The 19609-nt window shown below is 67.5% G+C and carries 20 protein-coding genes; 9 read left to right on the top strand and 11 right to left on the bottom strand.

The window, feature by feature from the left end:
* Nucleotides 1-100: 100 nt before the first annotated feature.
* From ABD05_RS25500 to ABD05_RS25525, 6 genes are all read right to left on the bottom strand, one after another.
* Nucleotides 101-895: a lytic transglycosylase domain-containing protein gene (locus tag ABD05_RS25500; protein WP_047902786.1), complete on the bottom strand. Its 795-nt coding sequence runs from the start codon at nucleotides 893-895 to the stop codon at nucleotides 101-103.
* Nucleotides 892-1566 carry a type III secretion system export apparatus subunit SctR gene (gene sctR, locus ABD05_RS25505; RefSeq protein WP_047902787.1) on the bottom strand — a complete coding sequence of 225 codons (675 nt, stop codon included), beginning with the start codon at nucleotides 1564-1566 and terminating at the stop codon, nucleotides 892-894. Before sctR ends, ABD05_RS25500 begins: the two co-directional genes overlap by 4 nt.
* A 3-nt stretch (nucleotides 1567-1569) precedes the next feature.
* Nucleotides 1570-2724 carry a type III secretion system cytoplasmic ring protein SctQ gene (sctQ, locus tag ABD05_RS25510; RefSeq protein WP_047902788.1) on the bottom strand — a complete coding sequence of 385 codons (1155 nt, stop codon included), beginning with the start codon at nucleotides 2722-2724 and terminating at the stop codon, nucleotides 1570-1572.
* A 393-nt stretch (nucleotides 2725-3117) separates the two neighbouring features.
* Complete coding sequence (locus ABD05_RS25515) at nucleotides 3118-3516, bottom strand: winged helix-turn-helix domain-containing protein (protein WP_047902789.1); 399 nt, start codon at nucleotides 3514-3516, stop codon at nucleotides 3118-3120.
* A gap of 373 nt (nucleotides 3517-3889) precedes the next feature.
* Nucleotides 3890-6100, bottom strand: a complete 2211-nt coding sequence (locus ABD05_RS25520) for a xanthine dehydrogenase family protein molybdopterin-binding subunit (protein ID WP_047902790.1) — start codon at nucleotides 6098-6100, stop codon at nucleotides 3890-3892.
* 2 nt (nucleotides 6101-6102) lie between these two features.
* Nucleotides 6103-6564, bottom strand: coding sequence for a (2Fe-2S)-binding protein (locus ABD05_RS25525; RefSeq protein ID WP_047902791.1), 462 nt, complete (start codon nucleotides 6562-6564; stop codon nucleotides 6103-6105).
* Between the two features lie 182 nt (nucleotides 6565-6746).
* Here ABD05_RS25525 and ABD05_RS25530 point away from each other — a divergent pair, with 182 nt between their 5' ends.
* On the top strand, nucleotides 6747-7670 hold the full coding sequence (locus tag ABD05_RS25530; protein WP_047902792.1) for an AraC family transcriptional regulator: 924 nt from the start codon (nucleotides 6747-6749) through the stop codon (nucleotides 7668-7670).
* Between the two features lie 98 nt (nucleotides 7671-7768).
* Here the strand turns inward: ABD05_RS25530 and ABD05_RS25535 are convergent, their stop codons facing one another.
* Together ABD05_RS25535 and ABD05_RS39030 are read right to left on the bottom strand one after the other, a co-directional pair.
* Nucleotides 7769-8050, bottom strand: coding sequence for an NAD-dependent epimerase/dehydratase family protein (locus ABD05_RS25535; protein ID WP_047902793.1), 282 nt, complete (start codon nucleotides 8048-8050; stop codon nucleotides 7769-7771).
* The gene (locus tag ABD05_RS39030) at nucleotides 8043-8750 is read right to left on the bottom strand and encodes a hypothetical protein (RefSeq protein WP_238594122.1); all 708 of its coding nucleotides are present in this window, start codon (nucleotides 8748-8750) and stop codon (nucleotides 8043-8045) included. The genes ABD05_RS25535 and ABD05_RS39030 overlap by 8 nt, the downstream gene beginning before the upstream one ends.
* Before the next feature lie 1370 nt (nucleotides 8751-10120).
* On the opposite strand from ABD05_RS39030, the gene ABD05_RS25545 reads away from it, so the two are divergent.
* From ABD05_RS25545 to ABD05_RS25555, 3 genes are all read left to right on the top strand, one after another.
* Nucleotides 10121-10447 (top strand): hypothetical protein, encoded by a 327-nt coding sequence (locus ABD05_RS25545; protein ID WP_047903796.1) that lies wholly within the window; start codon nucleotides 10121-10123, stop codon nucleotides 10445-10447.
* Between the two features lie 111 nt (nucleotides 10448-10558).
* On the top strand, nucleotides 10559-11149 hold the full coding sequence (locus tag ABD05_RS36710; protein ID WP_047902794.1) for a hypothetical protein: 591 nt from the start codon (nucleotides 10559-10561) through the stop codon (nucleotides 11147-11149).
* Between the two features lie 74 nt (nucleotides 11150-11223).
* Nucleotides 11224-11505, top strand: a complete 282-nt coding sequence (locus ABD05_RS25555) for a hypothetical protein (protein WP_047902795.1) — start codon at nucleotides 11224-11226, stop codon at nucleotides 11503-11505.
* Here the strand turns inward: ABD05_RS25555 and ABD05_RS39035 are convergent.
* Nucleotides 11489-11809 carry a hypothetical protein gene (locus ABD05_RS39035; protein ID WP_238594123.1) on the bottom strand — a complete coding sequence of 107 codons (321 nt, stop codon included), beginning with the start codon at nucleotides 11807-11809 and terminating at the stop codon, nucleotides 11489-11491. The two genes, ABD05_RS25555 and ABD05_RS39035, sit on opposite strands and share 17 nt — an antisense overlap.
* Between ABD05_RS39035 and ABD05_RS25560 the strand changes: the two genes are divergently transcribed.
* The 4 genes from ABD05_RS25560 to ABD05_RS25575 all read left to right on the top strand — a co-directional run bounded on the left by ABD05_RS25560 (nucleotide 11796) and on the right by ABD05_RS25575 (nucleotide 16380).
* Nucleotides 11796-13466 (top strand): chemotaxis protein CheA, encoded by a 1671-nt coding sequence (locus tag ABD05_RS25560; RefSeq protein WP_238594186.1) that lies wholly within the window; start codon nucleotides 11796-11798, stop codon nucleotides 13464-13466. The two genes, ABD05_RS39035 and ABD05_RS25560, sit on opposite strands and share 14 nt — an antisense overlap.
* 156 nt (nucleotides 13467-13622) lie before the next feature.
* The gene (locus ABD05_RS25565) at nucleotides 13623-14207 is read left to right on the top strand and encodes a hypothetical protein (protein WP_047902797.1); all 585 of its coding nucleotides are present in this window, start codon (nucleotides 13623-13625) and stop codon (nucleotides 14205-14207) included.
* 112 nt (nucleotides 14208-14319) lie between these two features.
* The gene (locus ABD05_RS25570) at nucleotides 14320-15741 is read left to right on the top strand and encodes a sigma-54 dependent transcriptional regulator (protein ID WP_148669141.1); all 1422 of its coding nucleotides are present in this window, start codon (nucleotides 14320-14322) and stop codon (nucleotides 15739-15741) included.
* A gap of 132 nt (nucleotides 15742-15873) precedes the next feature.
* The gene (locus ABD05_RS25575; protein WP_047902799.1) at nucleotides 15874-16380 is read left to right on the top strand and encodes a hypothetical protein; all 507 of its coding nucleotides are present in this window, start codon (nucleotides 15874-15876) and stop codon (nucleotides 16378-16380) included.
* Between the two features lie 18 nt (nucleotides 16381-16398).
* Here the strand turns inward: ABD05_RS25575 and ABD05_RS25580 are convergent, their stop codons facing one another.
* Nucleotides 16399-16890: a hypothetical protein gene (locus tag ABD05_RS25580; protein WP_047902800.1), complete on the bottom strand. Its 492-nt coding sequence runs from the start codon at nucleotides 16888-16890 to the stop codon at nucleotides 16399-16401.
* A gap of 379 nt (nucleotides 16891-17269) precedes the next feature.
* Here ABD05_RS25580 and ABD05_RS25585 point away from each other — a divergent pair, with 379 nt between their 5' ends.
* A complete protein-coding gene (locus ABD05_RS25585; RefSeq protein ID WP_047903797.1) occupies nucleotides 17270-17947 on the top strand; it encodes a LuxR C-terminal-related transcriptional regulator in 678 nt (225 codons plus the stop codon).
* A 30-nt stretch (nucleotides 17948-17977) separates the two neighbouring features.
* On the opposite strand, the gene ABD05_RS25590 is transcribed toward ABD05_RS25585, so the two are convergent.
* Nucleotides 17978-19531, bottom strand: a complete 1554-nt coding sequence (locus tag ABD05_RS25590) for a methyl-accepting chemotaxis protein (protein ID WP_047902801.1) — start codon at nucleotides 19529-19531, stop codon at nucleotides 17978-17980.
* Between the last annotated feature and the right edge of the window lie 78 nt (nucleotides 19532-19609).

A 19609-nucleotide genomic window follows, 5' to 3' on the forward strand; every position in this document is an offset into this window, starting at 1 on the left:
CCGGGACGCGTGCGTGTTGCCTGCTACGAGGTGTGTACGATCGACGCGCGGCGTTCGACCCGCTCACGGCGACCCGCATGCGCGCCTGCGTCATGCGCCGTCACTGATCGAGACACCGCACGCACAGCCGCTTCGCCTGGTTCGCCGGCAGCCCGTGGCACATCATCATCACCGGGCGCGCATGGCACGAAGGCGCATCGGCGGACGCGGCGGGTGACGCCGGCCGCCGCGCGCGTTCCGGCGGCGTGGTGGCGGCCGCGTCCATGCGCCGACGGCGCTCGGGCGGCGGTGTGTCGCTCACGACCGGAATCGGTTCGACGCCGCCTTCGCGCGCGTTGCGCTGCGCGCTTGCGACGACGCGGCTTACATAGCCGCTCGAGAAGCCCGTCGTGAAGTTGCCGCTGTAGTAGCACGACAGCGCCGCGCGCAACGCGGCCTGCGCGGCGCGGCCGGTGCCCGACGAACGCGCGAAGCATTCGGTCAGGATCGCGCCGCCGGCCTGCAGGTTGCGGCATGGCTCGAACATCGTCGCTGCGTCGAGCCCGTATTTCGCGAAATTTCGTTCGTTCACCTGCGCGAGGCCGACGCTGTAGCTGAAGCCGCGCGACGCCAGTTCGTGCGCGGTCGCGCGCGCCTCGTCGAGCGACGCGGGCTGGCGCGCCAGGTGGCCGCCGACCACGCCGATCGCATACGGATTGAAGCCCGATTCGGTGCGCACCAGCGCGGCGAGCGTGTCGGGATCGACGTTCGGCGCACACGTGCGCGCGAGTTGCGCGAAGCCCGCGCCGCTGGCCGCGTGCGCGATGCGCGGTTGCATTCCGGCGAACGAGAGCGCGAGCAGCCCGGCCAGCGCGCACAGCCACGCGGCGGCGGTTCGCAGGCCGTGCGCGTTCATCCCGCGCCTGCCACGCGGTACGACAGCACGAGCCCCTGCACGAGCAGCGACCAGCCGTCGAGCGCGACGAACAGCAGCAGCTTGAACGGCACCGAGACCGTCGTCGGCGAGATCATCTGCATCCCGAGCGCGAGCAGGATGTTCGCGACCAGCAGGTCGACGACGATGAACACGATATAGATCACGAAACCGATCTGGAACGCCTTCGTCAGCTCGGCGAGCGTGAAGCTCGGCACCAGCACGAGCAGGTCGTCGTCCTTGATGCCGTCCGCGCGGTTCTTCGGCCAGACCGACGTCGCGGTGCGCACGAAGAACTCGCGGTCGCGCTGGCGCGTGTGCGACACGAGGAAATCCTTGATCGGCGGCAGCGCGGCATCGGCGAGCGCACCGACGTCGGCGGTCGACAGCTGCCCCGACGCATCGAAGTGGCGTGCCTGCAGCGCGTCGCGGATCGACATCCCGACGGGCGCCATGATGAACAGCGACAGGATCAGCGCGATGCCGTTCAGCACGAGGTTCGGCGGCACCTGCTGGATCCCGAGCGCGGAGCGCAAGAGGCCGAGCACGACCACGAGCTTCGTGTAGCTCGTCACCATCAGCGCCGCGAACGGCGCGATGCCGAGCGCGGCGATCACCGCGATCAGCGCGACCGGATTCGGCAGGTTGCCCATCGTTCAGCGCTCGCGCGGCGCGGGTTGCGTCAGCGTGACGACACGCACGCCGAGTTTCTGGCCGACCGCGATCAGGTGGCCGGTGCCGATCAGCATCCCGTTCGCGACCAGATGGATCACGCTCTGGTTGATCCCTTGCTGCAGCTCGATCACGGCGCCCGGCTGCAGCGCGCTCAACTCGCCGAGCGGCATCGACGTGGGCGGCAGCTCGAAGCGCAGGTCGACTGCGAGGCCGTCGAGCGTGCGCGGCGCATCGCCGGGCGGTGCGTCGTGCGCCGTCGCGGGCGCGGTATCGGTGCGGGTTGGTTCCAAAGGCATCTCCCTGATTCGTTCGACGGTCAGCCGGTTGCCCGACGGCCGTCCGGTGATCTCCCACGCCGGTGCGGCCGGCAGCCGCGCGACGCACAGCAGGTTCTGCTCGTGCGCCTGCCAGCGCTCGATCGCGATGATGTCGCCGCCGACGACATCGGCCAGCTCGGCTGTCGTCAGCTCGGTGCGGCCGATCTCGAACACGAGCGGCACGGGCAGGTTCGCGTAGGCCGCGCGCGTGCCGGCGAGTGCGGTCGGCGCGGCTGAGAAGAACACGGCCAGCGCATCGGGCGCGTCGAACAGCAGCGCGCCATGGCAGCGCCATGCGCCGTCGGCGCGCCGCAGCTCGAAGCGCAGCGCGGCCGGCAACGCACGCCAGGCGGGCGCGCTCGCGGGCGGCGGCAGCAGTTCCACGCGCTGCCGCGTCGCGGCCTGCAGCACGGCCGTGAGCGGCGCGCACAGATCGGCGAGCAGCGCCGCGCGGATCACGGCCGGCACGGCCGGGTCGGCCGCATCGCCGAGCCATTCCGTTTCCGCGACCGGATCGATCCACAGCGTGCCGGTGGCCGGGCCGACGACGAAGCGGTATGCGTGCGCATCGGCGGCCGGCTCGGCGTCGACGCGCCAGCGCACCTCGTACGCATGCTCGCCGAGCGTGACCGGAACGGCGCCGGTCGCGCCGTACGCGTGCGACAGCCCGCGCGCGGCGGCGGCGGACAGGCGCGGCAGGTAGGGCGACGCGTCGAGCGCGACCGCGGCCGGCGCAGCGGCGGGCGGTGCGGAAGCGGCGGGCATGGCCCGGTACGCGGCGTCGCCGGCGTCGGCATTCGTCAGGAACTGCGCAGGCACGGCGGGATCGGGGCGGATTCGGCGTTGGTTCGACGGGTTGTGATGGGGCCGGTGGCGCGGACGGGCACGCGGCTGCTGCGTCGATTGTAGGGACGGCCATGGCCGCGTGCCGCGCCGGAATCCGTAGTCGCGTGCATCGCGCGGCGGCGGGGAGCGCGGGGCGCTACGAAGCGTGCCGCAGCGCGCTGGAATGCGACGAAGCGTGGCGGGCGACGGCGGGCGGCCAAAAGCAACCGCCGCCCGGAGGCGGCGGTCGGGTCGCGACTGGCTGGCGGGCCGGGCGGCGTGCAGGCCGCATCCGGCCGGCAGGACGCGAAGCGCTGCGAACCTGCACAGCGCGGTGGGGGGGAGTGTTGCTGGCGCGCCGCGAGCGGGCGGCGCGCGGGTGAATCGTTATGCGTAGTCGGCGGCCATTACGGCCTGCGGCGGAGCGCGCAGGATCGGCGCCGCGTCGTGACGCTCGACGTGCGTCATTGCCGCACCGAACAGCACGAGACGATAGCCGACCGCATAGATCGGGATGATCCGCAGGTTCTTGTCGTATTCGAGCTGCAGCTTCGAACGGATCCGCGAGATATGGGTATCGAGCGTGCGCGACGACACGCCGAGTTCACGGCCCCATACGGCTTCCTGGATTGCCTGCCGCGGCACGATCTTGTTCATGTTGTCGAGCAGGAATTCGACGACGTCGAATTCGCGCGGCGTAACGTCAACGACTTTGTTGTCGATTTCGATCGTGCGGCGCACGAAGTTGATTTTTATGTTGTCGATGTACAGGTATTTGCAATCCATGGTGGCCCTCGCATGTCCATAAAGGAGTGTTTGCGGGTCCTATGCTGCAACTTCCGGGCCAGGGGGAGGATCGTCAGGCGTCGGCCGGGGGTGGGTGGCGTGACAGCCTTGAATTTAAAAGAATTTTTAACGCGGGGCGCGGGGGCGGTGTGGAAGGGGGCTGAGCAATAGTGAAGGATTGTTACGTAGCATCGAGGGGGCGACGTTACGGGCGTTACGTCTGACGTAACGTGTGGGGGAGGCGGGATCCGGGACGGGCGGAACATGGTTTCAGCCGGACAGCGAACCCGACATCGAACCCTGCATCGGACACGCTTCGACAAAAAACGCCGGCCGGGAGACGTTTCCACCCCGCGGCCGGCGTTGCGGCCCATCAAGCCTTCGCGCTATCCGCCGAATCGAACGGCAGCACGTAATGCCGCTTGCCCGTCGCCGCGAAGATCGCGTTCGCGACCGCCGGCCCGATCGGCGCGACGCCCGGCTCGCCGACCCCGGTCGGCGCTTCCGCCGACGGCACGATATGCACCTCGACCTTCGGCATCTCGGCCATCCGCAGCACGTTGTAGCCGTCGAAGTTGCGCTGTTCGACCCGGCCGTCCTTCAGCGTGATCGCGCTGTGCAGCGCCGCGCCGAGCCCGAAGCCGATGCCGCCTTCCATCTGCGCGGCGACGATGTCGGGATTGATCGCGGTCCCGCAATCCACCGCACACACCACGCGCTCGACCTTCACCTTGCCGTCCGCGTCGACCGACACCTCGGCCACCTGCGCGACATAGCTCTTGAACGCCTCGGCGACCGCGATCCCGCGCCCGCGGCCCTTCGGCAGCGGCTTGGCCGGATCCCAGCCGGCCTTCTGCGCGGCCAGCTCCAGCACCGCAAGCATGCGCGGCTCCTTCGCGAGCAGGTCGCGGCGGAACGCGTACGGATCCTTGCCGGCGGTGTGCGCGGCTTCGTCGATGAACGCCTCGACCGCATAGGCCGTGTGCGAGCTGCCGACCACGCGCCACCACAGCACGGGCACGCCCGTCTTTGCGGTGGTGAGCTCGACCGACACGTTCGGCACCGCGTACGGCAGGTTCGCCGCACCCTCGACCGACGTCGCGTCGATGCCGTTCTTGACCATGAACGCCTCGAACGGCGTGCCGGCAAGGATCGACTGGCCGACGATCCGGTGGCGCCAGCCGACCAGCCGGCCGTCCGCAGTCAGGCCCGCGTCGAGCTTGTGGAAGTACATCGGCCGGTAGAAGCCGCCCTGGATGTCGTCCTCGCGCGTCCACTGCAGCTTGACCGGCTTGCCGTCCGCGCCGAGCGCCTTCGCGATCGACACGGCCTCGACCACATAGTCCGACCACGCGTTCGCGCGCCGGCCGAAGCTGCCGCCCGCGTACAGCGTGTGGATCTGCACCTGCTCGGGCTTCAGGCCCGCGACCCGGGCCGCGTTGGCCTGGTCGACCGTCTGGAACTGGTCGCCGGCCCAGATCTCGCAACCGTTGGCCGTCAGCTTGACGACCGCGTCGAGCGGCTCCATCGGCGCGTGCGCGAGATACGGGAATTCGTACGTCGCGCTGATCTTGCGCGCCGCGCCCGCGATCGCCGCGTCGGCATCGCCGTCCTTGCGCGCCGACGTGCCCGGCTTGTCGGCGAGCTGCCGGTATTCGCGCATGATCTCGTCCGAGCCGCGCTTCTCCGCGTTCGCTTCGTCCCATTCGACCTTCAGCGCGTCGCGGCCCTGTTTCGCGGCCCAGAAGCCGTTCGCGACGACTGCGACGCCGCCCGGCACCTGCACGACCGACACGACGCCCGGCACGGCCTTCGCGGCCGTCGCGTCGAACGACTTCACGGTCGCGCCGAAGCGCGGTGGGCGCTGCAGCAGCGCGACGCGCATGCCGGGGAACGTCGTGTCGAGCGTGAAATGCGCGGTGCCGTTCGATTTTGCCGATGCGTCGACGCGCGGAATCCGCTGGCCGATCAGCTTGAAATCGGCCGGCTGCTTCAGCGTGACCTTGTCCGGCACGGGCAGCTTCGACGCATCGGCGACGAGCGTGCCGTAGGCGGCCGACTTGCCGCTCTTCGCGTGCGTGACGACGCCGCTGGCCGTCGTTAGCTCGCCGGCCGGCACCTTCCAGCGGGTCGCGGCCGCCGACACGAGCATCGCGCGGGCCTTGCCGCCCGCTTCGCGCAACTGCTGCCACGAGTTCGCCATCGCCGAGCTGCCGCCCGTGCCCTGCATCGTGCCGAACGCGAGGTTCGCATAACGCTTCGCATCGGCCGGCGCGCTTTCGACGCGCACGCTCGACCAGTTGGCGTCGAGCTCCTCGGCGACGATCGTCGCGATGCCCGTATACGCGCCCTGGCCCATTTCGACGTGCTTCGCGATGACCGTGACGGCGCCGTCGGGCGTGATCCGCAGGAACGCGTTCGGCGCGAAGTCGGCGGCGGGCGCGGTCGCCGCGAGCGCGCGGCGGCCGAGGCCGGCCCATTCGAAGCCGATGGTCAGGCTGACGGCGGCCGCGGCGCCCGCGGCCTTCAGGAACGTGCGGCGCGACGGACGCACCGAACCGGTGTTGTCGAGTTCGATCGTCATGGTCAGGCTCCCAGTGTCGTGGCCGCGTCGTGGATCGCGGCCCGGATGCGGGCGTAGGTCGCACAGCGGCACAGGTTGCCGTTCATCGCGGCGTCGATGTCCGCGTCGGTCGGCTTCGGATTTTGTTCGAGCAACGCGGTGGCCGACATGATCTGGCCGGACTGGCAGTAGCCGCATTGCGGAACCTGCAGCTTGACCCATGCGGCCTGCACGGCCTGCGCGGGCTTGCTTTGCAGGCCTTCGATCGTCGTGACGTGCTTGCCCGCGATACCGGCGAGCGGCAGCACGCACGAGCGGACCGCCTGGCCTTCGAGATGCACCGTGCACGCGCCGCACTGCGCCATGCCGCAGCCGAACTTCGTGCCGGTCAGTCCCGCGTGTTCGCGAATCGCCCAGAGGACGGGCATCGACGGATCGGCGTCGAGCGTGACGTTCTTGCCGTTGAGGACAAACGAGGTAGGCATTTTTGGTTGTCTCCGTGGGGAAAACCCGGCATGCGCCCGGTTAGCGGGCAGTGTGCGCGAGCACGCGGAATTTGCGTCTACCCAATCCTGCAAATTTATTGAACAATCCTGCAAATCCCGGGCACGCCGCGGGCCGTTTCGCTATGCTCCCGCGACATGGGGAAATCAATCGAGGATTCGTCATGGACATGACCGATATCGCGGCGTCGCGCGAATCCGGGCGGCGCGAGCTGGCGTCGCTGATCGGCCGCTTCGCGCCGGCGGATGGCTCGCATTCGACCGCCGTGCCGGGCCTGATGCTGCATCGGCACACGCGCCCGGTCGATCTCGGCTGCGGCGTGTCGCGTGCCGCGCTCGTGATCGCCGCGCAGGGCGCGAAGCGCGTGATCGTGGCCGGCCAGGCTTACGAATACGACACGCAGAATTGCCTGATTACGTCGATCGACTTGCCGATCCTGTCGCGCGTCACGCGCGCGTCGCCGGATGAGCCGTACCTGTGCCTGTCGCTGACGCTCGATCCGCAGCGGATCGTCGAGCTCGCGGCCGAGATGCGGCTGCCCGAGCCCGACGCGGGCCCCGAAGGCGAGGGGATCGCGCTCGCCGAACTGACGCCGCCGCTGCTCGACGCCGCGCTGCGGCTGTTGCGGCTGCTCGATACGCCGGCCGACATTCCGGTCGTCGCGCCGCTGATCGAAAAGGAACTGCTGTACCGGCTGATGACGAGCGGGCAGGGCACGCGGCTGCGGCACATGGCGATCGCGGGCAGCCAGACGCACCGGATCGCGCGCGCGATCGAATGGATCCGCGATCACTACGCGGAGCCGATGCGCGTCGAGTCGCTCGCGCAGGCGGTCAACATGAGCGTGTCGTCGCTGCACCATCATTTCAAGCATGTGACGACGCTGAGCCCGCTGCAGTACCAGAAGCAGTTGCGGCTGCACGAGGCACGGCGCCTGTTGCTGCGGCAGGGCGGCGATGTCGGGTCGGTGGCCGCCGTCGTCGGCTACGAGAGCGCGTCGCAGTTCAGCCGCGAATACAGCCGGCTGTTCGGCGCGCCGCCGATGCGCGACGTCGTGCACCTGCGGAAGAAGGAACTGCTCGGCTGACGCGGCGGCGGCCGGCCCGAACGCGCGGCCGATGCGCCGCCGGGCCGTGGCGCCGGTCGTCGCTCAGCGATCATCGAGCATCGATCATCGATCATCGATTACCAGGTGGGCGGCGACGCCCCGCACGCGAGATTCCAGATCGCGTCCACCTGCAGTTGCGGCAGGCCGAGCGATACGTCGCCCTTCACGAACTCGAAGCGGCCGGACGCCTTCAGGTCGGCGACGTTGAGCTTTCGCCCGGTCAGCAGGCTGTCGATGCACGTGACGGACGCACCTTCCATGACCAGGCGCTCGCACACGTCGCTGCCGAGAAAGCCGGCGCCGCCCGTGACGAGGATGCGCTGACCGGCGCGCGTGTCGATCGCGACGCTGTCATTCATGGCTTTCCTCTTCGTCGAGCATCTCCAGGAACCCTACGTCGATTTGCGCGACGGCGGCGCGCACGCGTTCCATTCCGCTGCACGGGAATCGTTTCGGCGAGCGCCGGTCCGCATGTGCCGATGTCGACGAAGCACCACGACAGGCGCTCCGGTTCCGCTGACAACCCCGTTGATGCTTGAACGACGCGAGCGTCGATCGATCGGTGGTGATCTTCATCGCCTTTTCCCCGATACGCTGATTGACGAGCGGGCCGCCGCCCTTGATCTGTGTGCCGTGGCGTGCCGCTCGATGAGAGCCGGACATCAGGCAATCGGCATGCCATGGACGACGCAGTCCCGCTGTGCGCAGGCGAGGGCGCGCAATGGCCGCGCAATATGCGCGCTTTTGTTTCACGCGTGAATCGTGGGGACAGGAAAATACCCCGGACGATGGCCGGACCGATGCGATTCGATACGACGAAACTATCGATAAATCAGAATTTTGCGGAATTGTTGACGCAAAACCGACTTTGAATCGACATGTTTCATCGATGGGAAATGCGCAGATAACTGCTTGAAAATGTTTCTTCGATGTGCCGCCCGTCTGACGGCTCCATGAATGAAAGGTGGATCGAATGAAAACGAAAAGCCGTTGCGTCGGTTTCGAGCGGGATTGCGAGTTTTCATTTGTTTTAATTGTTACGCCGGTAACGGCCGACATGACAACTTCGCCGTCGTGTGATCGTGCCGGCATTTTCACGAATGAATCAAATTCGTTTCGTCTGTCGGGACGAATGCGCGTCGCCGACGCATCGGACGCTGCCGAACCGGGCTTGCGGAACGGGGCACCGCAAGCTTCGATTCCCGTTCGTCAGAGCATTGGAGGGCGGTTGCACACGTCGCGACTTGTGGTTCGGCGGCGGAAAGGCCGGTGCGGCCGTCCCCGCGCGGCGGTGCACTTCTCAAGTTTGAAACACCCGTTCATCTGGCCATTCGGCGAAGGTCCACGGGCCGGATTCGTCCGTCTAATCCCGGGATTGCTTCGCGGCGCTCAACGATCGCTACGTGTGCCCGACTGTTGTCGCGATACATTCCTGAAACAAAAAGTAACGTTCCCGGCGATTCGTGCCGGCGCGGCGGCCGTTCGGTGCGCGCAATGGACGGTGGAATAACGCTTGGCATGTTGCTTGCGACATTGGACGCACCGGCGAGCGGTCGACACGATGCAACAACGATGTGGGGGCGGCCAGCTCGTCAATAAGCCAGTCGGGGAAACGGCGATGAAGACCATAAGCAGTAGCTTGATCCGCGCGTTCTTTGCGCACCATAGGGGTAGTCGGAAACATCGGGGTAGTGCTTGCGACGCAGTGCCAGCGTCGCGGGACGTTCCTTGCCGGTTTCCCGCGCTCCACGCGCTGGGGCGGTTCTCGCTCCGCGCGGCCACCAGGCGACAGCGGTGCTCGCCTTCATTCAGTTCATCCGGATGGATCAGCCTGTTCGTGCCGGACAGCGTGATGCCGATTCGTCTTCGACCGTGCAGGGCAGTATCGATCGCGCCGGGCCAGTACCGGCGCCGGCCGGATTAGATCGAACGCCCGTCGGCCGGATTATCCGGAAACCTTTCGTCGCTAGCTCAGGGAGCAGACATGCCATCAGGCTGCCATGCAGGCTCGTTATCGCTCGGTTAAAGAGCGCATTTTGAACGGGGCTGCATTTTGCGGTGGTAAATATATTCGCGCATTTTTTGATTCCGGAAGCGGATGCCAGTTCCGGCATCCGTTTGCGGCGGGGTATTGAAAATCGCAGGCCTGAAGTATGTGCGTGTCATTCCGGTTTATCGAATTGGAGTGTTTTCGGTAAATATTAAATGTTCATAAAAATAATAGAAAATACCTACTCATAAATTTTGGACAACTGATAAATGTAAAACTAGACTTCGGCTGTCCATAATTACAAAAACATCAATTTCACGGAAGACAGTAATTTCTTGATTTGATAGTGATCCTTATTTTTAAGGATCGCTCGAGGCGGGAAGATTGATGGCGTGCGATCTTCCTTGCTCATTCCATCCACGCCGTTATGGAGTCGACCATGAAGAAGCTTCTGATTGCAGCAGCAGTGCTGGTGGTTTCGGGTGCAGCTTTCGCCGCTAGCGGCACGGTGTCGAGCAGCAATTCGTCGAGCGGCGGCCAGACGATGGCCGGGGTTGCCGGGTTCGGCCACTTCACCGCGACCGATTCCGGCTCGGCACTCGGCGCAGCCGGCGCAATTGCCGGCGGCCCGGGCAGCGGCTCGATCTCGTACACGAACCACACGCAAACGTCGACGGTCGGCGGCTTCGGCTTCGGCGGCGCACAGGCTGGCGGTAGCAGCGGCGCCAATGCCGAGTCGACCGGCTGGACGCTTCATCACCACTAAGCCGCGGCGCGCAGCGTTCGTCATTGGCTGGCGGTACGGATGCCGGGTTTCGCTCTACACGGGCAGGCCCGGCTCCGCCACCGCCGAACTTCCTCACAGCAAGGGATTGCTATGAAAGCCAACGTCATATTAGCGACAGCGCTTACCGTCATATCGTCGGCTGCATTGGCAGCCGGTTCGTCCACGACCAACCAGACGCAATCCGTTGCAGCAGGCGTTTCCGGTTCGGTACTGGTCGGCTCCGGCAGCTATACCAGCAATTCGACTTCGACGGCGGGCGCGAATGCAGGAAGTACCGTGACACCCGCTGGTTCCGCCGGCACGGCATCCGCCTTTCACAACTCAACCTCGACGGCCAGCGGTTCGGGCACCAACGGGGGCGCGTTCGCGGCAGGCGGCGGTATCGGTGCCGCAGGCTCGTTCGGTGGAAACAGCAAAACGAGCGAGAACGCGAATGCGTTGTCGGGAGGGGTGACCGCCACGATCGTACTCGGCGCGAACCACTACACGGCTGCGGGCGGGAACGACCAGGGCACTGCCAACGCGGGTGCCGCCGGGCTGACGGGCAGTGGCGGTTCAGGCGCGATCGCGGGTTCGAATCACTACAACTCGTCGACCGTGTGGAGTACCGGTCCGGCCGGCTCGCCGTCCGCATCGGGCGGAAGCCAGGGAAGTTCCAGCGCGACCGGAAGCAGTCATTAGTCAGGTGTGGGGGGGACCAGTTTCCCAGCGACGCTGGTCTCTTTTACCGCATTGTTGTCACGTAAGGAGTTGGCATGAAGCAGAAACTGATTGCCGCCGCTCTGATGCTCGCGTCTCTGACGGCGTATGGCGCTGACCGTGCTGCCGATGGTGTGCAATCGAATATGCAGACGTCAAATAAACCTGACCAGACAATCAAACCGTCAGAACAACAAACGCTTTCGTCGGGCAGTGCCATCGGCGGACCGGACGCCCAGCAGTCGCAGGGCATGTCGGCCGGCTCGTGGTCCCAGCTGGGCAGCGGCTGGAAGCAGTTCGGGGAAGCAGCAAAAACTGAAGTCATTCAGGGGAATTAGCACGGTTGCCTGGGTGGGAGGTCAAACCTCGTCCGGAGAGTGAAATGAAAAGCAACAGGATCACGGTGGCATGCGCGGCAATGTTCGCGATGTCCACGATCGGTGCCCAGGCACAAACCGCCGACTCGACTTCGAGCGCGCAGTCCTCGACGTCGTCGACGGCCATCAGCCAGGGCGGCGGCTCGAGCATGAACACGAACACGAGCACCACGAGCTCGCGCGGCGGCAATGCCACCAGTAGCAGCGGCGTTCGCGGCAGCGGCAATTCGAGCGTGAATGTGAACGTGACGATGCCCTCCAGCACGAGCGGCGGCTCGAACGTGACGCCGCAGAGCGTGAGCGCTCTCCAGTCGCCCGGCTCGCCCGGTACCAACCCGTTCAACACCCAGATATCGGAAAACGTCAACTACTCGGGTACGCAGACGATCAAGACGAACCCGGCCATCCAGGCGCCCGGCCTCACGACCACGCTGTCCGACACCTGCATGGGGTCGGTGAGCGTCGGCGTGTCGTTCCCGGGGTTCGGCGCGACGGGCGGCACGACGCTGGTCGACCAGGCCTGCGTCCGTCGTCTCGATGCGCGTGAATTCCGCGCGATGGGTCTGACCGACGTGGCGCTCGCGCTGCTTTGCCAGAGCGACGCGAACCGGCGCGCGGTGGAAGCGACCGGGCACCTGTGCCCGGGCACGACCGCGCCGCTCGCGCGTTCGAATGTCGCACCCAGCGTCGAAGCGACCGTCGCCGACGACGTGAAGTATCACGATCCGATCGTGCGCAACCGCATGGGGCTGCCGCCGCTCGACGCAGCCGCGCCGGCGCCGGCGCAGACCCGCCCGGTCGCGACGACCGCGGTGCGGGCGGCGCCCCTCCCGGTTCCGGTGCCCGTGCCCGTCCCGGCGATCGCGCCGGTTGCCGCAGCGCCTGCAGTCGCGGCGCCGGCGGTTGCCGCAGCCGCACCGGCAGTTGCAGCGCCGGCCGTCGCAGCCGCTGCACCGGCCGCCGCCGTGCCTGCGGTTGCTGCTGCACCGGCTGTCGCAGCCGCACCCGCAGCTGCAGCCGCACCCGCAGCTGCGATCGTACCGGCAGCCGCGATGGCAGCCGTGCCGGCTGCAGCCGTCATCGCCGCACCGGCCGTTGCCGACAAGGCACCCGAGCCTGCGCCGGTGGTTGCCGACAAGGCCCCCGAGCCTGCGCCGGTGGTTGCTGACAAGGCACCCGAGCCTGCGCCGGTGGTTGCCGACAAGACACCCGAGCCCGCACCGGTGGTTGCCGACAAGACACCCGAGCCCGCACCGGTGGTTGCCGACAAGGCACCCGAGCCCGTACCGGTGGTTGTCGACAAGGAGCCCGAGCCTGCGCCGGCTGTCGCCGACAAGGCACCCGAGCCCGCACCGGTGGTTGTCGACAAGGCCCCCGAGCCCGTACCGGCTGTTGCCGACAAGGCCCCCGAGCCCGCACCGGTGGTTGCCGACAAGGCCCCCGAGCCCGCGTCGGCTGTTGTCGACAAGGCGCCCGAGCCCGCACCGGCGGTTGCCGACAAGGCACCGGAGCCCGTGCAGCCCGTCGCCGACAAGGCGCCGGAGCCGATGCCGGTCGCGACCGACAACGCAGCGCAGGCCGCTGCTGCGCCGGCTGCCGAACCGGCGCCGGTTGCTGCCGACGTCGCGGCACCCGTGGCCGATGCGAAGGCCGCCGAGCCGGCGCCGCAAGCCGCCGCCGAAGCGCCCGCACCGGAAGCCGCGCAGCCTGCTGCTGCCGCGCCTGCGGCCGACATGCCGGCAGCCGACGCAAAGGTGCCGGACGCGGTCGACTCCGCGGCCGCACCTGCGCCTGCCGCCGACATGCCCGCGTTGACCGATCCGGCGCAGGCGTTGCCGCCGGCCTCGGTCGACCAGCAGGCCGCACCGGCAGCACCGGTCGTGCCGGCGCCGGCTGTCATCTCGACGAGCACGTCGTCGTAACCATGCGGGTCGGGCAGCCGTGCGACCGGAGTGCCGGTCGCACGGCTGCCGCCCGGACCCGAAGCGCGACGGACGTTCCCGGTTTGACGGGTGTTGGTCCCATCCCCGAGGCCAACACCTCTTTTTGCCTGACGAGGATGCAAGGAGGCCTCAATCATGAGGATCTTTTTGGTCGCTTTGCTGCTGGTCAGCGTGCAAGCCGCTGCGCAGTCGGTTTTCCAGAATCCCGCGGTCTTTGTCATCCTGAACGAGCAGACTGCCGCGAACGCCGTGAGCGTCCAGCAGGCGCTGACGACGCTCGGTCGCTCCGACAACACGGCATGCGCGCCGATGATGATGATCGGCGACCCGCAGATGATTTACATGATGCCCGAGCAAGGCCACGCGCCATCGTGGCAATCGCCGGTGTACGGGCGCGGCGCGCCGTTCGACGCGCAGAAAGGGCCGACGTCGACGGGCAAGACGGTCGGCGCGATGCAGCACGCCGAGGACATGCAGACGCAGCCGTGGAGCGACGGCAGCGCGATCACGCAGAAGATCGCCGGCGAGTCGAGCATGTCGGCGGCGGACCGCGTGAACAAGTGGCAGCGCAACGGGCTCGACAAGGTCGAGACGGCCCGCGCGACGGACGTAACGGTGAACGGCAAGACCTACCGCGCCTATCGCGACGATCTCAACCGGTCGGCGAAGCCGGTCATCGAGCCGCAGATCTACACGCAGCGCGTCGTTTTCTGCCGATAGCGAAACGTCAACCAGAGGACAGGCCGGCGCCGCGCCGCGGGACTACGAGATCCCGTCACACGCGACTCGGCAACGGCCGTTCCGATATACAACCCCAAGCGGCGAGGCCATCGTGAACTATTGCTGCCAGATCAGGGTGTCAGGCCCGCAGGATGTCGAACGGGAGGCCGGCACGATGCCGTTCCTCGCCATCCGAAGCAACCATGTCGCGCCGTCGCGGCCGCTCGTCTACCTGTCGCAGCAGCACGATGCCGCGCTCGTCGACTGTCTCGAGTTGCGCGGCTGGGACGTGTGGCGCGCGAAAACCGTTGCGGACGCACTGAATCTCGTCAAGGTGAACCGCCCGCATGCGGGCATCGTCGATTTCGGCAGCTTCGCGTCGCCCGACGTCGCGTCGTTCGAGGCGCTGCTGCGCGACCCGCGCGTCGGCTGGGTCGCGCTCGCCGACGGCGAGCGGCTGCGCGACATTTCCATCGCGCGCCTGATCCGCCACTGCTGTTTCGACTACGTGCGCAATGCGGCGGCCTACACGACGATCGGCTATCTCGTCGGCCATGCGTACGGGATGCTGAAGCTCGCGGACGGCGACCCGGTCGCGGATGCGGTGCCGGCAGGCGGCACGATGATCGGTTCGTGCGACGCGATGCGCCGGCTGTTCGCGACGATCCGCAAGGTCGCGAACACGGACGCCACCGTGTTCATCGCCGGGGAATCCGGCACTGGCAAGGAACTGACGGCGGCGGCGATCCACCAGCAGTCGGCGCGCGCCGATGCGCCGTTCGTCGCCGTGAACTGCGCGGCCATCCCGCCGACGCTGCTGCAGGCCGAACTGTTCGGCCACGAGCGCGGCGCGTTCACAGGCGCGCACCAGCGCAAGATCGGCCGCATCGAGGCCGCGCATGGCGGCACGCTGTTTCTCGACGAAATCGGCGACATGCCGTTCGAGAGCCAGGCGAGCCTGCTGCGGTTCCTGCAGGAAGGCAGGATCGAACGGCTCGGCGGGCACACGTCGATTCCGGTGGACGTGCGGATCGTGTCGGCGACCCACGTCGATCTCGAGGCCGCGATGCAGACGGGGCGATTCCGCGCCGACCTGTACTACCGCCTGTGCGTGCTGCGTATCGACGAGCCGCCGCTGCGCATGCGCGGCCGCGACATCATGATGCTCGCCGATTACATGCTGCGGCGCTATCGCGGCGACAGTTCGCACCGGATCCGCGGCTTCATGCCATGCGCGGTCGAGGCGATCCACAACTATCCGTGGCCGGGCAACGTGCGCGAGCTGATCAACCGGATCCGGTTCGCGGTCGTGATGACGAACGGCCCGATGATCTCGGCCGCCGATCTCGAACTGCACCCGTACACGTCGCGGCAGCCGACGACGCTCGCCGAAGCGCGCCGGCAGGCCGAGCGGCACGCGATCGAGGAAACGCTGATGCGTCACCGTCACCAGCATGCGGACGTCGCGGCGGAACTGGGCATTTCGCGGGCGACGCTGTACCGCCTGATGACCGCGCACGGGCTGCACGGCTGACGCGCGATTGCGCGCGTGAGCTCAAGACCGTGCGACGGCGGCCGTTAAAGCATGAAATGGCCCGTCCGGACCGCCGGCGCTTCGATGCGTGCGCGGCCGGCACGCGGCGTATCACGCTTATCCGGGGTTATCGTGGCAGAGTGCAGTCACTGCGGCAGGACGTTCCTGGTCGGCGGGCAGTCGATCGACGGCCGCCGCTATTGCAGTCCGGCGTGCGCGCACGCGCATCCGATCGTCGTCGAGGCCGAACGGGTGCCCGACGCGAAGGTCCGGCAGTACGTCGACGACTGGCGGTACGGGCCGTGCCCGATCTGCCTGCGCGAAGGGCATCCGGTCGACGTCCACGCGTCGCATCGCGTCGTATCGCTGGTGTTCGTCACGCGCTGGGCGACGCGGCGCCACGTGTGCTGCCGCCGCTGCGGCCGCAAGAAGCAGGCGGTCGCGCTGCTTGCATCGGCCACGCTCGGCTGGTGGGGGCTGCCGTGGGGCATCGTGCTGACGCCGATCCAGCTCGTGCGCAACGCGCTCGGGCTGGCCGCGCGCGATCCGGAGGTCGCGACCCAGCAGTTCGAGGAGTTCGTGCGGCGCAAGCTGGCGGCGCGCCGGCTGCAGCGCGCGCGGCAGGGCGCCGGCACCTGATCGGGCGGCGCCGCCCGGTCAGGCCGGCCGCTCGAAGCCCGATGCGACCCAGCGCTCGGCGCTGGCCTTGCTGAGCTTGAATCCGGCCGATACCTTCGCGTCGGCCAGCAACTCGCCGTACGGATCGAACGCCTTGAGCTGCGCGTACGGCTCGAACTCGTCCGGCACGATGTCGAGCGTCACCGACACATCCTGCCCGGCTTCGTCCTGGATCGTCACTTCCTTGTGCAGCATCGCGCGCCGCTGCTGCTCGTGCCGCATCAGCACCTCGGACGCGGTCTTCACGAGCGTGCGGAACGCGTTCGCGTCCATCGGCTTCGGGTTCTTCTTGTCGCGGCCCATGGTCCACGGCCCGACGAGCGCGGGTTCGGATTCGCCGTCCTTGATCATCTCGACGGCCCAGCCGTCGTCGTCTTCGTTCTTGATGATGCGGGCGGTCCAGCCGTTGTCGCGCCAGAGGCCGTCTTCGTGGATGGAGGTGTCGTCGGATTGCAGGTCGGATTCGGTCATGAGGAAAGCGCGGAGTACGGGTAGCCGGCATACGGGCAGCCGGAAAAAGGGCGGTGGCGCGCGGCCGGCATCGGCGCATCGCTCGCCGCCGGGTGCCCGGAGTGGCATGCAAAGGCCGCAATTTTACCTGCTGGCGGGCCGCAAGGCCCGCGCGCGGTGCGATGCCGGCCATCCGGCCGAGGCCGGGCGCGTGAATCGGCGCAAATATCAAACTCGTATTACGTCTCCGACGGCCAATCCCGATGCCGTCCGATATCCCGCCCGCGCGCGGCTTCATAGAATCTATCTTCGGGATAAAAATATCCCGAAGATCCTTTCAACGCCAAACCGGCCGCGCGCGTTTCGCGCCGCGCGTCCGGTGAACCACCTGGAACTGCGCATGAGGAAATTCAATGTTCGCATCGTTTTCGCGTACGACTGGCCGTTGACGCTGGCCGGCATCGAGCAGATCGCCGGCAGCGCTTGCGCGATCGAGCTCGTCGCGGTCTACCGGAGCGCGGCCGAGCTGGTCGCGTCGCTCGGCGGCGTCGACTGCGACATCGTGCTGGTCGACTATTCGATCCGCGGCGACGAGCAGATGGACGGCCTCGCGCTGTTCGACTGGCTGCGGCGCACGCGCCCGAACGCCGGGATCGTCGCGCTGGTCGGGAACGAGAACCCCCTGATCTTCCGGTCGATCCTCGCGATCGGCGGCGTGAGCATCGTCAGCAAGTTCGACGAAGTCGGCCATATCGTCACGGCGATCCATTCGAGCTACAGCGGCGGGCGCTACCTGTCGCCGTGCGTCAGGCGCGCGGTCGATGCGATCGGCGAGCGCGGCGAGGCACCCGTGAAGCTGTCGGCGCGCGAGATCGAGGTGATTCGCCTGTATCTGGCCGGCGTGCCGATCAAGACGATCGCGCAGCGCCTGAGCAAGGGCAAGCAGACGGTCAGCGCGCAGAAGATCAGCGCGATGAAGAAGCTCGGCGCGAACAACGACGTCGAGCTGATCCAGCGCGCGGCCGGGCTGGGGCTCGGCATCGGGGCGACCGCGCCGCGGGCCGGCGGCGCGGTGTGAGTTGGCGCGTGCGGTGTCGTGCCGGCGCCGTCAGGCCGGCAACGCAAACCGCGTGACGGCGTCGCGCAGCGCTTCGGCCTGATCGCGCAGCGAATGCGCGGCGGCGGCCGCCTGTTCGACGAGCGCCGCGTTCTGCTGCGTGACCTGATCCATCTCGCCCACCGCGCGATTGACCTGCTCGATCCCGGCGCTTTGCTCGCGCGACGCATGGCTGATTTCGTCGAGGATCTCGTTCACGCGCCGCACCGACTGCACGAGCTCGGCCATCGTCTCGCCCGCGTGCGTGACGAGCGTCGCGCCGTGTTCGACGGTCTCGTTCGACGACACGATCAGCGACTTGATCTCCTTGGCGGCCGTCGCCGAGCGTTGCGCGAGCGAGCGCACCTCGGCCGCGACCACCGCGAAGCCGCGGCCCTGTTCGCCCGCGCGCGCGGCTTCGACGGCCGCGTTCAGCGCGAGGATGTTGGTCTGGAACGCGATGCCGTCGATCACGCCGATGATGTCGCCGATCTTGTGCGAGCGGCCGGTGATCTCGTTCATCGTGCGCACGACGTCGTCGACCACCGCGCTGCCGCGCGTCGCGACCTGCGCGGCCTGGCCGGCGAGCGATGCGGCCTGCGCGGCGCTGTCCGCGTTCTGCTTCACGTTCGCGGTCATCTGGTCCATGCTCGATGCGGTCTGCACGAGCGCGGCCGCCTGTTCCTCGGTGCGCTGCGACAGGTCGGTGTTGCCGGACGCGATCTCGCTCGCGCCGACGTTGATGTTCTCGGTGCCCATCCGCACGCGCGACACCATGTCGATCAGCCCGCCCTGCATCGTGTGCAGCGCATGCAGCAGGCTGCCGCGATCGTCCTGCTTCACGATCACGCGCGCGGTCAGGTCGCCCTGTGCGATGCGCTGCGCGGCGTCGAGCGCGACTTCGAGTTCGCCGCCGAGGCTCGCGCGCACGCTTTTCAGCACCAGCACCATCACGGCGGTCGCGATCGCGCCGAGCACGGCCGTCATCGCGAGCCAGCGGCCGATGCTCGCGAGCACGGCCGAGTGCACGTCGTTCATGTACATGCCCGTCACCAGATACCAGTCCCACGGCGCGAAGCGCTGCACGGCGCTGGTTTTCTCCTGTGGCTTGTCGGCGCCCGGCTTCGGCCACAGATACTCGACGAAGCCCTTGCCGCCTTCCAGGTTGCCGGCCTTCACGATCTCGACGAACAGGTGCTTGCCATTCGGATCGGTGAAATTCGACATGTCCTTGCCGTTGAGCTCGGCCTTGATCGGATGCATCACGATCACGGGCTTCGAGTCGTTGATGGAGATGTAGCCGTCGGCGCCGTGGCGCATCGCGGCGATCGCCTCGAGCGCCTTCTGCTTCGCGTCGGCTTCCGGCATCGCGTTTTGCTGCGACAGCTTGTAGAAATGGTCGGTCACGCTCGCGGCCTGCGCGACCAGCGCGGCAAGCTGATCGCGGCGGTCTTCGATCATCGATGCGTGCGTCTGCCACGCGCCGAGCCCGGCGATCACGAGCAGGCCGAGCCACAGGATGAAGATCATCGAGGCGAGTTTTTGATTCAGGGAAAGGTTGCGCATGGTATGTGGTCGGTCAGTCAAGGAAGCTCGCCAGAACGGCGTGACGGGATAAGTGTCTTGACGGCGTGCGACGCGTGT

Origin of the sequence: Burkholderia pyrrocinia (assembly GCF_001028665.1) — a bacterium.
Lineage (GTDB): Bacteria > Pseudomonadota > Gammaproteobacteria > Burkholderiales > Burkholderiaceae > Burkholderia > Burkholderia pyrrocinia.

What these genes read in the sequence shown, in the direction of transcription:
- ABD05_RS25515 (WP_047902789.1), bottom strand. Translation starts at nt 3,516, where the DNA reads ATGGATTGCAAATACCTGTACATCGACAACATAAAAATCAACTTCGTG.
- ABD05_RS25545 (WP_047903796.1), top strand. Translation starts at nt 10,121, where the DNA reads ATGAAGAAGCTTCTGATTGCAGCAGCAGTGCTGGTGGTTTCGGGTGCA.
- ABD05_RS25520 (WP_047902790.1), bottom strand. Translation starts at nt 6,100, where the DNA reads ATGACGATCGAACTCGACAACACCGGTTCGGTGCGTCCGTCGCGCCGC.
- ABD05_RS25530 (WP_047902792.1), top strand. Translation starts at nt 6,747, where the DNA reads ATGGACATGACCGATATCGCGGCGTCGCGCGAATCCGGGCGGCGCGAG.
- ABD05_RS25585 (WP_047903797.1), top strand. Translation starts at nt 17,270, where the DNA reads ATGAGGAAATTCAATGTTCGCATCGTTTTCGCGTACGACTGGCCGTTG.
- sctR (WP_047902787.1), bottom strand. Translation starts at nt 1,566, where the DNA reads ATGGGCAACCTGCCGAATCCGGTCGCGCTGATCGCGGTGATCGCCGCG.
- ABD05_RS25525 (WP_047902791.1), bottom strand. Translation starts at nt 6,564, where the DNA reads ATGCCTACCTCGTTTGTCCTCAACGGCAAGAACGTCACGCTCGACGCC.
- ABD05_RS25560 (WP_238594186.1), top strand. Translation starts at nt 11,796, where the DNA reads ATGCCCTCCAGCACGAGCGGCGGCTCGAACGTGACGCCGCAGAGCGTG.
- ABD05_RS25555 (WP_047902795.1), top strand. Translation starts at nt 11,224, where the DNA reads ATGAAGCAGAAACTGATTGCCGCCGCTCTGATGCTCGCGTCTCTGACG.
- ABD05_RS39030 (WP_238594122.1), bottom strand. Translation starts at nt 8,750, where the DNA reads ATGTCGGCCGTTACCGGCGTAACAATTAAAACAAATGAAAACTCGCAA.
- ABD05_RS36710 (WP_047902794.1), top strand. Translation starts at nt 10,559, where the DNA reads ATGAAAGCCAACGTCATATTAGCGACAGCGCTTACCGTCATATCGTCG.
- ABD05_RS25535 (WP_047902793.1), bottom strand. Translation starts at nt 8,050, where the DNA reads ATGAATGACAGCGTCGCGATCGACACGCGCGCCGGTCAGCGCATCCTC.
- ABD05_RS25590 (WP_047902801.1), bottom strand. Translation starts at nt 19,531, where the DNA reads ATGCGCAACCTTTCCCTGAATCAAAAACTCGCCTCGATGATCTTCATC.
- ABD05_RS25580 (WP_047902800.1), bottom strand. Translation starts at nt 16,890, where the DNA reads ATGACCGAATCCGACCTGCAATCCGACGACACCTCCATCCACGAAGAC.
- ABD05_RS25565 (WP_047902797.1), top strand. Translation starts at nt 13,623, where the DNA reads ATGAGGATCTTTTTGGTCGCTTTGCTGCTGGTCAGCGTGCAAGCCGCT.
- ABD05_RS25500 (WP_047902786.1), bottom strand. Translation starts at nt 895, where the DNA reads ATGAACGCGCACGGCCTGCGAACCGCCGCCGCGTGGCTGTGCGCGCTG.